Here is a 14765-nt window from a genome sequence, read left to right as displayed (position 1 = left end):
CAACGGAAGCCTAACCGCCGCCTGGCGAACTACTGGCACAAGCAGGTCGATCAAACTTCGATGGCAAACGGTGAAACTTCGCTGTCACAGGACAGAAACGTCGGGGCCGCAGGCAAGATACCGGTCCGGCCGGCCGTCCTGAACGCCGCCGGATGACCCGCCTTCCCATGAACGACACGTCGGCCGGGGTCCTCGACGGGGTCATCACCGCCGGGCAACCTCCCGCCGCACGGGTCACGGTCGTCACCATGTGACGGGCAGTGCGAGCAGCCCTCCGGTCAGTTGGCTTTCGTGCCAGCGGAGTTCCTCCTCGGGTACGGCCAGGCGCAGTTCGGGGAAGCGGCGGAAGAGCAGGTCGAGGACGACCTGGAGTTCCAGCCGGGCGAGGGCGGCTCCGACGCACAAGTGGGGTCCGGCGCCGAAGGCGGTGTGCGGGAGCTGGGCGCGGTGGACGTCGAAGCGGTCGGGTTCGGGGTAGGCCGTGGGGTCGAGGCAGGCCGGACCGTTGGCGAACAGGACCAGGTCGCCTGCGTTGATCCGTGCGCGCCCGGTGTCGACGTCGGTGACGGCCCAGCGCCACACCAGGCCCAGGTCCGGCTGGCTGACCCTGAGGAGTTCCTCCACGGTCGCCGCGAGCAGCTGGGGGCTGCTCAGCATCGCCCGGCGCTGGTCGGGGTGGGTAAGCAGGTGGAGCGCGCCGGTGCCGATCCGGGTGACGGTGGTGACGTGCCCGGCGAACAGCAACGCGACGGACCACAGGACGGCGAGGTCCTCGGTGACGGTCCCCTCCGCCTGGGCGCGGACCAGGTCGGTGAGGGCGTCCTTGGCCGGCTCGGCGCGTTTGCGGTCCATCAGTGCGCGCATGTAGTCGTTCAGGTGGACCAGGGCCTCGCCGACGCGCTCGGGTTCGGAGAGGTAGACGACGTCCGCGGTCCAGCGCTGGAAGTCCTCGCGGTCGGCGAGCGGCACGCCGAGCAGTTCGCAGACCACTTCGACGGGGAGGGGCTCGGCGAGCAGGGCGTGCAGGTCCGCCGGCGCGCCGGTGGCGGCCAGGTGGTCGAGCCGCCGGTCGACGAGGGCCTCGACCCGGGGCTTGAGCTCACGGACCCTGCGTACGGACAGGGAGTTGGCGGTGACGTGCCGCAGCGTGCGGAACTCCGCTTCCAGACGTTCGTGGTCGGTCCCCTGCGGCCCGTAGAACTGCCCGGTCGCGGACAGCACCGGGGCGGAGAGCGGATCGGGGTGGACCCGGCCGAACCGGTCGTCCGACAGCATGCGGATGACGTCCTCGCGCCGGGTCACCAGCCAGGCGGGGTGTCCGGCGAAGGTGCGCATCCGCGCGATCTCGCCGGACGCCTGGAGCTCCTGGAACTCCGGTGCCACGGTCGTCGGGGTGGGTCGGTCGAACGGCAGCTGCATCATCAGGGTCACCGGCTCCAGTCGCGCGAGTGCTGTCCCCCGCAGCCGTACCCAGCGCAACGCGGTCCGATCCGCGGCGTGGGGGTGCACGGGTGGCGCAGCGGAACTCGCTGTGGCAGGTGGTTACTTCGGCGCCGTTGCGGTGCGCCGTTGCCGGTGGCGGTCCAGGCCGCGTCGTCCCGGCAGGACGATCTGGTCGTCGGTGACGAGCACGAAGCGTTCCAGGCCGGGGACGATCACGTTGACGACGGCCAGGTGTTCGCTGACGTGGCGGTGGCGGGCGTAGGCCGTGAAACCCCGGTGGGACAGTGTCCGGAGCAGCGCCTCCAGGTGGGCTTGTGGGGTTGCCGGGCTGGGGCGGTCGGTGAAGGGGACGGTGGTGGCGCGGGGCAGGACGGTGGAGAAGTCGGCCAGGTGGCAGCGGTGGAGCGCCGGATGGCGCCGGGTGTGCCCTTGCGAGGGTTGTGCGGCGAGGGGGAGCGTGGTGGCGGCGCTGTGGGTCTGGACGAGCTCGGTCAGGGCGCGCTCGGCGGCGTAGTGGGGTGAGAGGGAGGCGCCCGCGCCCCGGATGCGTGCCGGTGCTCCGGCGGGGGCTGGGGTGTAGGCCCAGTAGGCGGGAACGCCCAGGTCCGTGGTTGCCTCCAGGAGCGAGACCGGCTGTCCGACGCGGGTCTCGGCCGCGCGGTGGCAGGCGCGAAGGTCGGCGGGGAGGATGCGGGGGTCCACCACCCGCAGTGTCCCGGGAGTGCGGGTGATGAACTGGTCGACGAGCAGCAGGGACATGGCGTCCCGTTCGATGATCTCGTTGACGGCGTGGACCAGGGCTTCGGTGGGCGTGGTGCCCGCGGCCCAGCCGTTGTTCATCGAGTACCGGCACACCGAGTCGTAGGGGTAGGTGTCCCCGTAGCCGGCGCGTGCCCGGCCCTGGTCGGTGAGGTAGTCGGGGGTGTTCCAGAACAGCGGGACGGCGAGCTCGCCGTCGCCGTTCAGGCTCTGGTACGGCAGGCAGGCCATCGGCAGGTCCGGGCCCTCGGCGAGCAGTGTCGCCGCCGCCTCGCAGCCCAGCGGCCCGGCGGCGATCTCATGGGCACCGAGGAGGAACGCCTCACCCTCAGTCGGCAGTTCGGCGGTGAGGTGGTGCTCCAGAGCCTCGAACAGTGCCCCCACCCGGGCGGCTGGTTCAGCCCCCTTGCCGGAGCCGCGTCCGCCGGGCACCTCCCGGCCGTCCCGGTGCAGGGTGCAGCACCACGCCCCGGGGTCCTCGGCAGGCATGGGGGTGAGGGAGTAGGTCAGGCCCAGCTCGCGTGCGGCGGTCGTTCCGTGCCGCCAGGCGTCCTCCAGCAGGACGTCGCGCTCGCCGTACTGCGACGGCGCCGCCGGGGAGTACGGAGAAACGGACGGGGACATCGCGATCGATACCTTCCCGGGCGGATCGGCAACGGCAGGGAACGGTCGTCGCGCTCTGCTCGCCAGGACACGCGACGACCGTACTCACTCGGCGGAGCACCGAACCGGCGTCAGCCCGGCTGCTCGTCGTTCTCCTGCTGCTCGGCGAGTTCGGCGAGCACCTCCTGCTCGCCGCGGCCGAGCTTCGGGTCGGTCCGGGGCGGGGCGTTGTAGTAGTCCCAGAGGCTTCCCATGATCGTTGCCTTTCTCTCCTGGGTGTACGGATGCGGACGGTGTGGAGTCGATCCACTCCGTACCGTAGGCGGAATATCAGGGCGGTGTCCGAAGCGGTGCTTCCGACACTCGCTCCGCGAAGGGGCTCATTCGCCGAGGGCGCGCATGACCTTGATCTGTGCCCTGTCCCGCGCGGCCTGCAACTCCGCGAAGCTCGCGCCGAAGTCGGCCTGCTCGGAGAGCAACTTCACGGTGGGATCGTCGAGTCGGGGGGAGCCGAGGTCGCTCCACTGGGTCTCCAGGGCGGGGCCGAGGTGCCGCAGGAAGGCGGGCAGGCCGCCGGGGCCGCCGCCGAGGTGGAAGCTGCGGAACGGGCCGGCGACCGCCCACCGCAGGCCGATGGAGGACGTGACGATCTCGTCGAGTTCGTCCTCGGTCACCACGCCCTGGACGACGAGGTTGATCGCCTCGCGGAAGAGTGCGGCCTGCAGCCGGTTGGCGACGAATCCCGGTACCTCCTTGCGCAGCACGCGCGGCTTCTTGCCGATGGACGGCGTCCGTGTCGGCGACCGCCCGCTCCAGGTCGGACTCGAAGCGCAACCTGTGGTCGAGGTTGTCGGTCGGCAGACCGAGTGCGCGCAGGGTGGGGGCGGCCTCGTCCAGTTGGGCGCGCACCTGCTTCTCCACGTCGGGGGCCGGGTCACTGATGGTGACGGTCATCCCCTTGGCGAGGAAGAGAGCGGCCCACGAGGCGCCGATGACCCCTACCCCGACGACCGTGATGTTCTGCCAGGGCCCCTCAGCGCGGCTGGGGGCGGCGGACGTGTCGTTCACGATGGCTCCTTCAGTGGTGCGCCGCGGAGTTCACCGGGCGAGGTAGTCGTGCACGACCTCGGGGTGCGGAAGGGTGAGGTCGGTCAGGACGTGGTTGGCGGAGAGGACTTCGAGGACCGGAAGGTCCGCCATCGGCGCCAGGGCGTGCTGGAAGAGCCGCAGCCGGGCGGGACCGGTCCAGGAGCCCTTGACGGTGATGTTCTCGATCTGGAACCGGACCAGTTCGCAGATGCGCGGCTCGCCGGTGTATCCCGGAAGCTTCTTCAGCATGAAGGTGGGACCGCACAGCTCCTCGCGCGCCCGGTCCGGGTCGAGCGGGGCGTGCTTGTAGCCCATGGTGGCGGTGGCGACCCGCAGCGATCCGTAGTCGAGGGTGCCGACCAGGGTGTCGGAGTCGACGGTCAGTCGCGGAGCGCCGAGCTTCTTGGGGAAGGCGCTGATCTCACGGCCGCTGGCGATGGCCGGCAGGCTGTCCACGTACATCGCGAGGACGTACTCGCCGCGTTCGCCCTCGTACTCCACCGAGAGCACCTGGCCGGACTCGGCGTAGTCGCCCAGCCCCGTGGTGTCGGGCATCCGCATGACCTCGAAGCGCACGGTCGGCTCGGCGACCCGCAGGGGCTCCGGGACGAGGCGTTCCAGCACCTGCGGGTCGGTGCGGTAGGTGATGGTGAAGTACTCGCGATCGGTGAAGCGGTACGGGCCGTCGGGGTAGGCCGGAGCGTCCAGGGGCGTGGTGAGCCGTTGCGTCACATCCTGGGAGCGCACGTGACGGGGTCCTCTCGTGTCGGGACAGGAGCGCTGAGCCCGTACGCCGTCGGCGGATTCGCCGGGGATCCTTCGGGGCCGTGGGCCGGGGACCGGTCAGCGGCCCTGCCAGTGGGGTGGGCGCTTCTCGGCGAAGGCGCGGGCGCCCTCCTTCGCGTCCATGGAGGCGAGCACGGGGGTGACGAACCGGTCCTGGTCGCGCAGGGCGTCCGTGTCACGGAAGGCCGTGCACTCGTTGACGACGCGCTTCACGGCCGTGACGGCGAGCGGGGCGTTGCGAGCGACGCGTTGGGCGAGCTCCAGGGCCCGGGTGAGGGCCTCCCCGGGTTCGGTGAGGTGGTTGACGAGGCCGAGCCGCTCGGCGCGGTCGGCGGGCAGCGGGTCACCGGTGAGCAGGAGCTCCAGGGCGATGTTGCGGGGGATCCGCTCGGGCAGCCGCACCATGCCGCCCTCGGGGGGCACGATGCCGTAGTGGACCTCGGTCTGGCCGAAGGTGGCGTCCCGGGAGGCGACGATCATGTCGCAGGCGAGGGCCATCTCAGTGCCGCCGCCCAGCGCGTGGCCCTCGACGGCGGCGATGAGCGGGGTCTTGATGTCGGTGCGGGTGATGCCCCCGAAACCCCGTCCTTCGAGGACGGGTGTGTCGCCCTTCGCGAAGGCCTTGAGGTCCATGCCGGCGCTGAAGACGCCGTTCGAGCCGGTGAGGACGCCGACCAACAGGTCGTCTCGCGCCTCGAGTTCGTCGATGGCGGCGGCCAGCGCCCGAGCGGTACGCCGGCATCCGTCGGGCACGCAGGTTCTGGAGCGACGTCCGGGCCTACGGGGAGGACCCCGGCCCCGAGAAGCAGCTTCGACCTCCACCCTCAGGACCGGCTATGCGATCAAGCCATGAGGTGAAGGTCGCGCGGATCGAGTGATCTGCTTCACATCGTGTCAGGAATTCCGTCCATGCGGTGTCTTGTGCTCGACCCCTTGGAGCGAAGGAGACATCGTGAGCGAGAACACCGATGTGGTCGTGATCGGTGGCGGATACGCCGGAGTGATGGCGGCCAACCGTCTGACGCAGCGGGACGACGTGACGGTGACCGTGATCAACCCGCGCCCCGTCTTCGTCCCACGGCTGCGTCTGCACCAGCTGGTGGGCGGGACCCACGACGGGGTCGTCGAGTACCGGGAAGTCCTGGCCGAGGGCGTCCGGCTGGTCGTCGACAGCACGACCCGCATCGACGCGGCCGGGCGCAGCGTGACGCTGGCCGAGGGCGGCGAGATCGGCTGGGACTACCTGATATACGCGGTGGGTAGCGGCAGCCCCGGCCCGCGGGTGCCGGGCGCGGCCGAGTTCGCCTACCCGGTCGCGACCCTGGAGGCGGCGCAGCGGCTGCGGTCGGTGCTCGACGCCACACCGTCGATGGCCGCGGTGACGGTCGTGGGGGCCGGTCCGACCGGCATCGAGACCGCCGCGGAACTGGCGGAGCAGGGTCGCACCGTCACGTTGGTCTGTGGAGGTGTCCTGGGGCCGTACCTGCACCCCCGGGCTCGACGCACAGCCCGCACGTACCTCGCCAGGCTGGGGGTCGGCGTTCTCGAAGGCCCCGGCGCGTCGGTCACCGCGGTGGCACGTGAGGCCGTGGACCTCGCCGACGGCCGCACGGTGGCGAGTCGGGTCACCATCTGGACCGCTGGCTTCGGTGTGCCCGATCTGGCCGACCGCAGTGGGTTGCGCACCGACGCCGCGGGGCGTCTGCTCACCGACGAGACGCTGACCAGCGTCGACGACGAGCGCATCGTCGCGGCGGGTGACTCGTCGGCACCGTCCGACCTGCCGTTCCGGATGAGCGCCTACACCGCCGGATGCCTGGGCGCCCATGCGGCCGACACCGTGCTGCACCGGATCGCGGGTGACCGGCCGGGCCCGATCGACCTGTCGTTCCCCGCCATGTGCATCGGCTTCGGCCGCCGCACCGGAATCTTCCAGTTCGCCCACAAGGACGACACCGCGAGGCCGCTCTACCTCGCCGGGCGCGCCGGCAGGAAGCTCAAGGAGCTGTCCTGCGACTTCAGCGTCAAACACCTGGTGACCGAAGCACACAAGCCCGGCTCGCACTCCTGGCCCAAGGACGGCAAGCACCGGCCGGCCCTGCTGCTCGCCCAGCGCGGCGACGTGGCGGCACCGGCCGCGTAGGACACATCGTGGGCGACTCGGTGGGCCGGCTCGAACGGCCACCGACTGGAGACAGGAGAGGACTTGATGGACACAACACGTGAACCCGCCGGGCAGCGGCAGGCCGACGGCGACGCGGCGGAGCGCGACAGCGGCACCCTCGAGGCGACGGAAACGTTCGTCGCCCACCGCAGCCTGCTGTTCACCGTCGCCTACGAGATGCTCGGATCGGCGGCCGACGCCGACGACGTCCTGCAGGAGACCTGGTTGCGCTGGGTCAGGGTCGACGCGGCGCACGTCAACGACCCCCGCGCCTACCTGGTCCGGATCACCACCCGCCAGGCGCTCAACCGGCTGCGGTCGATGAAACGCCGCCGGGAGGCGTACCTGGGCCCGTGGTTGCCGGAGCCGCTGCTCACCACCCCGGACGTGGCCGCCGACGTCGAGCTCGCCGAAAGCGTGTCGATGGCGCTGATGCTCGTGCTCGAAACGCTGACCCCGGCCGAACGGGCGGTGTTCGTGCTGCGCGAAGCGTTCGCGATCGGCTACGACGAGATCGCGGCCGCGCTCGACAAGACCCCCGCCGCCGTGTACCAGATCGCCCACCGCGCCCGCCGCCACGTCGAAGCCCGACGTCCGCGCCGCTCGGTCACCGCCCGTCAGGCCGAGGCGGCCGCGGACGCATTTCGGCGCGCGCTCGAGACCCGGGACCTGCAGGGACTGCTCGACGTGCTCGCCCCCGACGTCGTGGCCATCAGCGACGGAGGCGGCATCAAGCAGGCCTCACCTCGGCCGATCATCGGCGCCGACAAGGTGGCCCGTTTCATCGTCGGCGGCCTCACCAGGAACGACGTCGCGCTCACGGTCGAGGCGACCATCGTCAACGGCAGTCCCGCGCTGGCCCTGCACGTGGACGGGGAACTCGACGGCGTCCTCGCGATGCGCGTCGAGGACACCCGCATCACCGGCCTCTACTTCGTCCGCAACCCGCAGAAGCTGACCCACCTCGGCTCCGAGACCCCACTCACCCTGCGATGAACACCGGTCATCACCCATCTGTTCGAGGAGAGGAGTGGACGTGACCACGCAGAGACCGCCCGCGATAGGCACGCCTGCGTCACGATGGTCGACCGTGGCCGGCGCAGTCGTCCTGCTGACGGTGATCACCGGCGTGCTGCTCACCGCCTTCGCCTGGCCGTCGGTGCGCTCGTCGGTGCACGGTGTGCCGATCGCCGTCGCCGGGCCGCACACCGCGATCACCGAGATCCGTACCGCGCTCGATCAACGTCTGCCCGGCGGCTTCGACATCACCGAGGTCGCCGACACCGCCGCGGCCGAGCACCTCATCCGCGACCGGCAGGTGTACGGGGCGATCGACCTCAGCTCCGGCACCCCCCAGGTCGTCGTCGCCTCCGCCGCCGGCACCGCGATCGACCAGACCCTGCGGACCATGGCAGCGAACCTTGCCCAGGCAGACAGGCCGGGCGGGTCGGTCGTCGTCCGCGACCTCGCCGCCCTGCCCGCCGACGACCCGCGCGGCGCCGGCCTGGCCGCGGGCGCCCTGCCCCTGGTCATGGGCGGCCTGCTGGCCGCAGTGCTGCTGACCAGGCTCGTTCACGGCACCGCCCGCCGGGTCACCGGTGCGCTCGCCTTCGCGGCCACCGGCAGCCTCGCCGTGGCGGCGGTCCTGCAGTTCTGGCTCGGTTCGCTGAGCGGGTCCTACCCCGCCAACGCCGGCGCCGTCGCGCTGACCATCGCGGCCACCGCCCTGACCGTGCTCGGGCTGGAGTCCCTGCTCGGGCCCGTCGGCATCGGCATCGGCGCAGCCGTCATGGTGCTCGTCGGCAACCCCCTGTCGGGTACCGCGACCGCACCCGAGATGCTGCCCGGCCGGTCCGGCACGCTCGGCCAGCTGCTGCCCCCCGGGGCCGGAGGCCGGCTGCTGCGATCGACCGCCTTCTTCGACGGCCACGGCGCCGTCCACGCCGTCACCGTCCTGGTCGCCTGGATCGCCCTCGGCGCGGTCCTCTGCCTGGCCGGCGGTCCGCCCGCACACCACCTGCGGTTCGCCCGACCGGGGCGCCGTTCCACCCCACTCACCACACACGAGCGAACCACTGGGAGCGAGACATGAAACACCGCATCGTCGTCCTCGGCGCCGGCTACGCCGGGGCGTACACCGCCGGGAACCTGGCCCGTCGGCTGTCCCCGGCGGACGTCGAGATCACCGTGGTCAACGCCGCGCCGGAATTCGTCCAGCGGGTGCGGCTGCACCAGTTGGCGGCCGGTCGGGAAGTCGAGGCCCCGAAGCTCACCGACGTGTTCGCGGGTACGGGGATCCGGCTGCGCCTGGCCCGGGTCACCGCCGTCGATCCCGAGCGCCGACTCGTCGCCGTGGCCGACGCCGACGGCAGCGGCGAGCTCGGCTACGACACGCTGGTCTACGCGCTCGGCAGCCATGGCGCGGTCGACGCCGTCCGCGGCGCGGCCGAGCACGCCTTCGATGTCGCCGGCCGGCCCTCGGCGCTGCGCCTGCGCGAACGCCTGGACAGCCTGGGCCGACGGGGCGAAGGCGGGAACGTGGTGGTCGTCGGCGACGGATTGACCGGCATCGAGACCGCCACCGAGATCGCCGAGTCCCGGCCCGGCCTGTCGGTGACGCTGGTCGCCCGCGGCGAGCTCGGCGCTCCGCTCTCCGCAGGAGCCCGCGGCCGCCTGCGCCGGGCCTGCGACCGGCTGGGCGTCACCGTCCTGGAACACACCAGCGTCGAGGCCGTAGAAGCGGCACGGGTCCGGTGCGCAGACGGCACCGCCCTGGCGTCCGACGCGACCGTGTGGACGGCCGGGTTCGCGGTCAGCCCCATCGCCGCCGCCGGCGGGCTGGAGGTCACCGACAACGGCCGGATCGTCGTCGACCGCACCATGCGGTCGGTCTCGCACCCGAACGTCTACGCCATCGGCGACAGCGCCCACGCCATCGGCGACAACGGAAGGCCGCTGCCGATGTCCTGCTCCTCGGCCGCATACACCAGCCAGCAGGGGATCGAGGCGATCGTGGGCCGTCTGACCGGCCGCGAGGTCGCGAACACCAAGCTGGTCTACACGTACAACCACATCAGCCTCGGACGGCGGGACGCGATCTGGCAGGGGATCGACGACGAAGGGCAGGCAAAGCCGACGCACATGGGCGGGCGGAAGTCCGCGCGGCTCAAGGTGGTCCTCGTCGAGATCTCCCGCTGGGCAACCTCGCACCCGACCCTCGGCATGCCCAAGCGCAGGCACCGCCTGGCCGCCCCGGTGGACGCGTAGCCGCCCGGAGTCGGTCCGCGTGGACGGCGCCTCGGCCTCCACGGTGCGCCGCCGCCTGGACGCTCTCGCCGCCACCAGCAGGTACGGTTCACCGCGGCGACCACCGGGGCGGCCAACCTGCTGGTGGCCGTCGCCGCCGCAGACCTCAGCGGGCTCCACGGCTTCCTGACCGAGACCGTCGGACCGATCGACGACATCCGCGGACCGGAGGCGGCCTGGATCCTCGGCACGGTCGAACGCGCCGGCCGGATCCGACCGCCCGAGAGCTGAACGGTAGCGGTTGCGCGCAGTCTCGGTTGTGGCGGTCTCGTCGTAGTGGTGTTGCGGGACGCAATGGCGGCGAGTCGACGCCGTGGCGGAGGCGGCCCGGTCGGGGCCGGTCGCCTCCGCCACGGTGGGTGCGGTTCGAGTGGTCGGGTCAGGGCAGTCGGGACACCTGGTAGTGGGCGATGGCCCAGTCGGTCCCGGTGCGGTGGAGCAGGATGCCGAGGTTGACGTCGAGGTCGGGGCGGTCGGTGAAGGCGAAGGTGGCGGCGAGGTAGCCGAGGACGAGGTGATCGGCCAGTCGGCGGGTCTCCAGGATGCGGTAGTCGGCGGTCATGCCGAGTGGCTGGGAGGCGTAGTAGGCGGTGATGCCGGGGCGTCCGACGCTGTAGGGGTGGAGGCCCTGGAAGATCGCGTCCTCGGTGAACTGTGCGGCCACCAGCTCCGGCTGGTACCGGTCGACGGCGTCCTTCCAGCGGTCGAGGACGGCGCGCAGGGTGTCGGTGTCGCGAGTGACGGTTCCGTCCATGGCGGTCTCTCCTGGGATGGTGGCGGGGTTTCAGTGGCCGGCGCTGACGCCGCCGTCGACGTGCAGGATCTCGCCGGTGACGAAGGAAGCGTTCTCCAGATAGAGCACGGCGTCGACGATGTCGACGATCTCTCCGAGGCGCCCGACGGGCTGGAGGGCGGCCAGGTACTCGTGGGTCTCGGGCGCGTGCATGGGGGTGCGGACGGTGCCCGGGGAGACCGCGTTCACCCGGATGCCGCGGGTCGCGTACTCGATGGCGAGGGACTTGGTGGCGGACTGCAGCCCGCCCTTGGTGAGCGAGGCGAGCACGGACGGGACGCGGGCGTCGGCGTTGTCGACGAGGCTGGTGGTGATGTTGACGACGTGTCCGCCGCCCTGGCCGAGCATCTGGCCGACGGCGAGCTGGGTGAGGCGGAAGAAGCCGGTCAGGTTGACGCCGGTGACGACGGCGTAGTCGGCGGCGGTGTAGTCGGTGAAGGGCTTGGCGACGAACAGGCCGGCGTTGTTGACGAGGGTGTCGATCCGCCCGAAGCGTTCGACGGCGGCGGCGACCAGGCGTTCGGCGGTGGCCGGGTCGGCGATGTCGCCGGGGACGGTGAGGATGCCCGCGTCCTCGGACGGCGCGATGGTGCGCGAGGTGGCGACGACGGCGTGGCCGAGCTTGCGGTAGGCGTCGACGAGGGCGGCGCCGATGCCCTGGGAGGCTCCGGTGACGACGGCGACCTTCTGATCAGAAATGGACATGACATACCTCCGGGGGGACCGGCACCTGCGCGGTCGGGTGGGTGTGGGACGGCGGCGTCACCGGTTGCGGACGGGCCCCGTTCCGGTTCCCGGCCGCCGGCTCCTGCCGACATCTCGAAGGTAGGCCGCGCGCCACACGGCCGGCAACGCCGAACCGCCCTCCAGCCGGGACCGGTCCCCTCCCTGCTGGAAGGCCGCGCCTCCCAGCCCAGGTCAGCGCCTCAGGACCGGACGGGGCCCGGATCGCCACCGGGCAGCCAGGCGTCCGGACGGGGCAGTCCGAGCCCGCCCGCCCCGTCGCCGAGGGCGTCGACCACCGCCAGCACGGCAGCCCGGGTCTCGTCGGCGCGCCGTACCAGCAGCCACAGCCAGTGCACCTCGGGCGAGGCGATCGGGCGACGCCCCAGGTCCGGGGGCAGCGCGGCGGTCTGGCCCTTCGGCGAGTTGAGAACGGGCCGACCGAGTCGACGGACGTGGTCGAAGAACGCCGGGCCGGTCACCCCGCTGTCGGAGATCCGCTCCACCGGGGCGCCCGTGGCGCGGACCAGCTCCTCCGCGTACACGTTCCAGGACGCCCACGAGATGACGTCCTCGTCCAGCAGAACCACCACGTCCCGGGCCCTTACCGGCTCGACGGTGCTCCCGGCGGAGACCGCGTACAGGCGGTCCGCGCCGATCCTGCGGGCGACCAGGCCGAGCCGTTCCAAGTCGGCGTCGGGCACCCAGCACACGGCGAGGTCGAGGCTGCCGTCGGCCACCCGGGCGGCCTGGGTGTGCGAGGGCGCCACCCACGCGTCCACGTGCACGGTGGCCACCGCCGACGTCCGCGCGGAGAAATCCGGCGGCCACCAGTTGACGTACCCGACCCGCACGGGCTGCGCGGAGGACAGGCGGCCCGCCCGTCGGCGCAGGTCGTCGGCCCGGTCCAGGAGTGCCCGCGCGTGCGGCAGCAATGCGGTGCCGGCCGGGGTCAATGCCACCGAACGGCGGTCCCGGTCGAACAGCACCACTCCGAGGTCACGCTCCAGCGACTTGATCTGCTGGGACAACGAGGGGCCGGCGATCAGCAGCCGGGCCGCGGCCCGCCCGAAGTTCAGCTCCTCGGCGACCGCGACGAAGTACCGCAGTTGGCGCAGTTCCACGGCCCACATGGTACGACTCGTGGGAGCCTGCGACTCCCAGACCGGAGGATGCCCGTCCTGGCGTCCGCCCCGCCCCGGGCGATCGGGCGACCGGCCGCCGCCATCCGAGCGAAGGAGCAGCTCCATGCAGAGATTCCTGGTCGAGATCACCACCGTCGCCCCCGGACGTCCCCGCCGAGGAAGTCGACCAGCGGCGCCTCGCGGAGCGCGAACGCGCCCGCGAACTCGCCTCCGCCGGACGGCTCTTCAGGCTATGGCGGTCGGTCGGCGAGAAGCGCAGCATCGGCGTCTGGCGGGCCGAGGACGTGGCCCGGCTGCGGACGGAGGTGCTGGGCACCCTGCCGATGTGGCCGTGGATGACCGCCGCCGTCACCCCGTTGAAGCCACACCCGAACGGCCCGGGTACGACCGCCTGACGGAGGGGCCGGCAGGCCGGTTCCGCCTGGATCCGGCCTGCGCGGCGGCAGGGCCGGCGGTCGCCGCCGCACGCACAGCGCCTGGCCGAACGGGTGCAAGCGACCTCTCCGTGCGGGATCGTGGCAAGGAAGCAGCGGCTGCGCGAAACGGACGCGGGCTGCGAACCTGCGCGCAGGAGTGATCAACGATGGCGAAACTGCTCTTCGTGCTGACCGGATCCCCCTACTGGACCCTCAAGGACGGCACCCGGCACGCCACCGGCTACTGGGCCGAGGAGTTCACGGCCCCGTACAAGGCGCTCACGGAAGCCGGCCACCAGGTCGTGGTGGCCACGCCCAACGGCGTAGTCCCGAGCGTCGACATGATGAGCCTGCGCCCCGACATGGCGGGCAGTGCCCAGGTCGCCCTGGACCTGGAGGGCATCATCCGTTCCGCGGAGGAGATCCGACGGCCGATCCAGCTGTCCGACGCCCGCCTGGAGGACTACGACGCCGTCTACTTCCCCGGCGGCCACGGCCCCATGGAGGACCTGTCGCTCGACGCCGACGCGGGCCGCCTGCTGACCGCGGCGCTCGCCTCGGACAAGCCGCTCGCAGTGGTCTGCCACGCCCCCGCCGCGATGCTGGCCACCAGGGTGCGCGGGGTCTCTCCCTTTGCCGGCTACCGGGTCACGGCCTTCACCAACGACGAGGAGTACGCCGTCGGCCTGGCCTCCAAGGCCCGCTGGCTACTGGAGGACGAACTGAAGGAGCTCGGGGTCAAGTTCGAGCACGGCGAGATGTGGAAGCCGTACACGGTGGTCGACCGCAATCTGTACACAGGTCAGAACCCGGCTTCTGCCGCGGCCTTGGCGCAGCGGCTACTCAAGGTTCTGTAGTAGCCTGCGGACTCCCAACCACCCTGTGGATGGTGCCAACATTGCCGCGGTCCGCGCGGGTGGAGGTGACGGAAGCCACCAGGGCGGCACTCGATGACAAGCAGCGCTGGTGCCCCGCCGGGGAAACGTGATACCTCCATCACAGGTTCCGCATGCCGTCCGACGACCGCTGAGCGCAGTTGTAGCTGGACACCCCCGTGTAGTCGCCTGTCACACGGCAGCCGTCCCGGAGCCGCTCCGCTCGGCGTGGTCGCGGAACATCAAGGGACGTCCGCCGGAGCCTTCCGACACTCCGCCCGTTCGCCGCAGGATCCCGCCCGAAGGTGACACAGTGCCAGGCCGGTCCGGCCGTACCGGTGGCGGCATGCGGCATGCGGCGCTGCTTGCCGCGTCGACCTGGGCGCCCTCGCGGAGATCATTGCCATGGGCCTGCCCACCAGCACCGGGCTGCCCGCGCTGTTCGTCTGCGCCCTGTGGCTGCTCAACCCCCTCGGCCCGGCCTCCGGACCGCCCTCCAGTCCGACCCGCCGCGCTCTGGCCGGGCTGGTCTTCGCGTCTTCGCACTGGTACTCGCGGCGATCGGCTGGGGCGTCTCCGTCATCGTCGACCAGCGCTGACCGGCCGGCGGATCGCGCGACTTCACCGCCCGGAGTGCCGCCTGCCTGTTTCTGCGTCGGCCCG

Annotated in this window: 15 protein-coding genes and 2 pseudogenes; 7 read left to right on the top strand and 10 right to left on the bottom strand. The window is 71.9% G+C overall.

Annotated features, from left to right (window positions below):
• Positions 1-243: 243 nt before the first annotated feature.
• From ACGF0D_RS22600 to ACGF0D_RS22570, 7 genes and pseudogenes are all read right to left on the bottom strand, one after another.
• Positions 244-1422 (bottom strand): cytochrome P450, encoded by a 1179-nt coding sequence (locus ACGF0D_RS22600; protein ID WP_392918891.1) that lies wholly within the window; start codon positions 1420-1422, stop codon positions 244-246.
• 120 nt (positions 1423-1542) lie between these two features.
• On the bottom strand, positions 1543-2826 hold the full coding sequence (locus ACGF0D_RS22595) for a YcaO-like family protein (protein WP_392918880.1): 1284 nt from the start codon (positions 2824-2826) through the stop codon (positions 1543-1545).
• A gap of 110 nt (positions 2827-2936) precedes the next feature.
• Positions 2937-3059, bottom strand: coding sequence for a hypothetical protein (locus tag ACGF0D_RS22590; protein WP_392918877.1), 123 nt, complete (start codon positions 3057-3059; stop codon positions 2937-2939).
• A gap of 126 nt (positions 3060-3185) precedes the next feature.
• Positions 3186-3569: a 3-hydroxyacyl-CoA dehydrogenase family protein gene (locus ACGF0D_RS22585; RefSeq protein WP_392918875.1), complete on the bottom strand. Its 384-nt coding sequence runs from the start codon at positions 3567-3569 to the stop codon at positions 3186-3188.
• Between the two features lie 79 nt (positions 3570-3648).
• A pseudogene (locus ACGF0D_RS22580) lies at positions 3649-3873 on the bottom strand (3-hydroxyacyl-CoA dehydrogenase NAD-binding domain-containing protein); the annotation flags it as partial.
• Positions 3874-3903: 30 nt separating this feature from the next.
• Positions 3904-4641, bottom strand: a complete 738-nt coding sequence (locus ACGF0D_RS22575) for an acetoacetate decarboxylase (protein ID WP_392918872.1) — start codon at positions 4639-4641, stop codon at positions 3904-3906.
• A 96-nt stretch (positions 4642-4737) separates the two neighbouring features.
• Positions 4738-5433, bottom strand: a complete 696-nt coding sequence (locus tag ACGF0D_RS22570; protein ID WP_392918870.1) for a crotonase/enoyl-CoA hydratase family protein — start codon at positions 5431-5433, stop codon at positions 4738-4740.
• A 199-nt stretch (positions 5434-5632) separates the two neighbouring features.
• On the opposite strand from ACGF0D_RS22570, the gene ACGF0D_RS22565 reads away from it, so the two are divergent.
• The 5 genes from ACGF0D_RS22565 to ACGF0D_RS22545 all read left to right on the top strand — a co-directional run bounded on the left by ACGF0D_RS22565 (position 5633) and on the right by ACGF0D_RS22545 (position 10381).
• Positions 5633-6823 carry an NAD(P)/FAD-dependent oxidoreductase gene (locus ACGF0D_RS22565; RefSeq protein WP_392918868.1) on the top strand — a complete coding sequence of 397 codons (1191 nt, stop codon included), beginning with the start codon at positions 5633-5635 and terminating at the stop codon, positions 6821-6823.
• A gap of 66 nt (positions 6824-6889) precedes the next feature.
• Entirely contained in the window at positions 6890-7840 is a 951-nt protein-coding gene (locus ACGF0D_RS22560) for an RNA polymerase sigma-70 factor (RefSeq protein ID WP_392918865.1), read from the top strand.
• A gap of 94 nt (positions 7841-7934) precedes the next feature.
• Positions 7935-8936, top strand: coding sequence for an ABC transporter permease (locus ACGF0D_RS22555; RefSeq protein ID WP_392918862.1), 1002 nt, complete (start codon positions 7935-7937; stop codon positions 8934-8936).
• Positions 8933-10111, top strand: a complete 1179-nt coding sequence (locus ACGF0D_RS22550; protein WP_392918859.1) for an NAD(P)/FAD-dependent oxidoreductase — start codon at positions 8933-8935, stop codon at positions 10109-10111. The genes ACGF0D_RS22555 and ACGF0D_RS22550 overlap by 4 nt, the downstream gene beginning before the upstream one ends.
• 123 nt (positions 10112-10234) lie before the next feature.
• Positions 10235-10381, top strand: coding sequence for a hypothetical protein (locus tag ACGF0D_RS22545; protein ID WP_392918856.1), 147 nt, complete (start codon positions 10235-10237; stop codon positions 10379-10381).
• Between the two features lie 148 nt (positions 10382-10529).
• Here ACGF0D_RS22545 and ACGF0D_RS22540 read toward each other — a convergent pair whose 3' ends face one another.
• The 3 genes from ACGF0D_RS22540 to ACGF0D_RS22530 all read right to left on the bottom strand — a co-directional run bounded on the left by ACGF0D_RS22540 (position 10530) and on the right by ACGF0D_RS22530 (position 12799).
• The gene (locus tag ACGF0D_RS22540) at positions 10530-10904 is read right to left on the bottom strand and encodes a hypothetical protein (RefSeq protein ID WP_392918853.1); all 375 of its coding nucleotides are present in this window, start codon (positions 10902-10904) and stop codon (positions 10530-10532) included.
• 30 nt (positions 10905-10934) lie between these two features.
• A complete protein-coding gene (locus ACGF0D_RS22535; RefSeq protein ID WP_392918850.1) occupies positions 10935-11648 on the bottom strand; it encodes an SDR family NAD(P)-dependent oxidoreductase in 714 nt (237 codons plus the stop codon).
• Positions 11649-11869: 221 nt separating this feature from the next.
• Positions 11870-12799 carry a LysR family transcriptional regulator gene (locus tag ACGF0D_RS22530; protein WP_392918848.1) on the bottom strand — a complete coding sequence of 310 codons (930 nt, stop codon included), beginning with the start codon at positions 12797-12799 and terminating at the stop codon, positions 11870-11872.
• Positions 12800-13008: 209 nt separating this feature from the next.
• Here ACGF0D_RS22530 and ACGF0D_RS22525 point away from each other — a divergent pair.
• Positions 13009-13206: pseudogene (locus ACGF0D_RS22525) on the top strand (muconolactone Delta-isomerase family protein); the annotation flags it as partial.
• Positions 13207-13394: 188 nt separating this feature from the next.
• Positions 13395-14084, top strand: coding sequence for a type 1 glutamine amidotransferase domain-containing protein (locus ACGF0D_RS22520; RefSeq protein ID WP_392918845.1), 690 nt, complete (start codon positions 13395-13397; stop codon positions 14082-14084).
• Positions 14085-14765: the final 681 nt, after the last annotated feature.

This window comes from Kitasatospora sp. NPDC048298 (assembly GCF_043201465.1).
Lineage (GTDB): Bacteria > Actinomycetota > Actinomycetes > Streptomycetales > Streptomycetaceae > Kitasatospora.
Note: the sequence above shows the minus strand (reverse complement) of the source record. Positions and strands in the feature narration are given on the sequence as shown.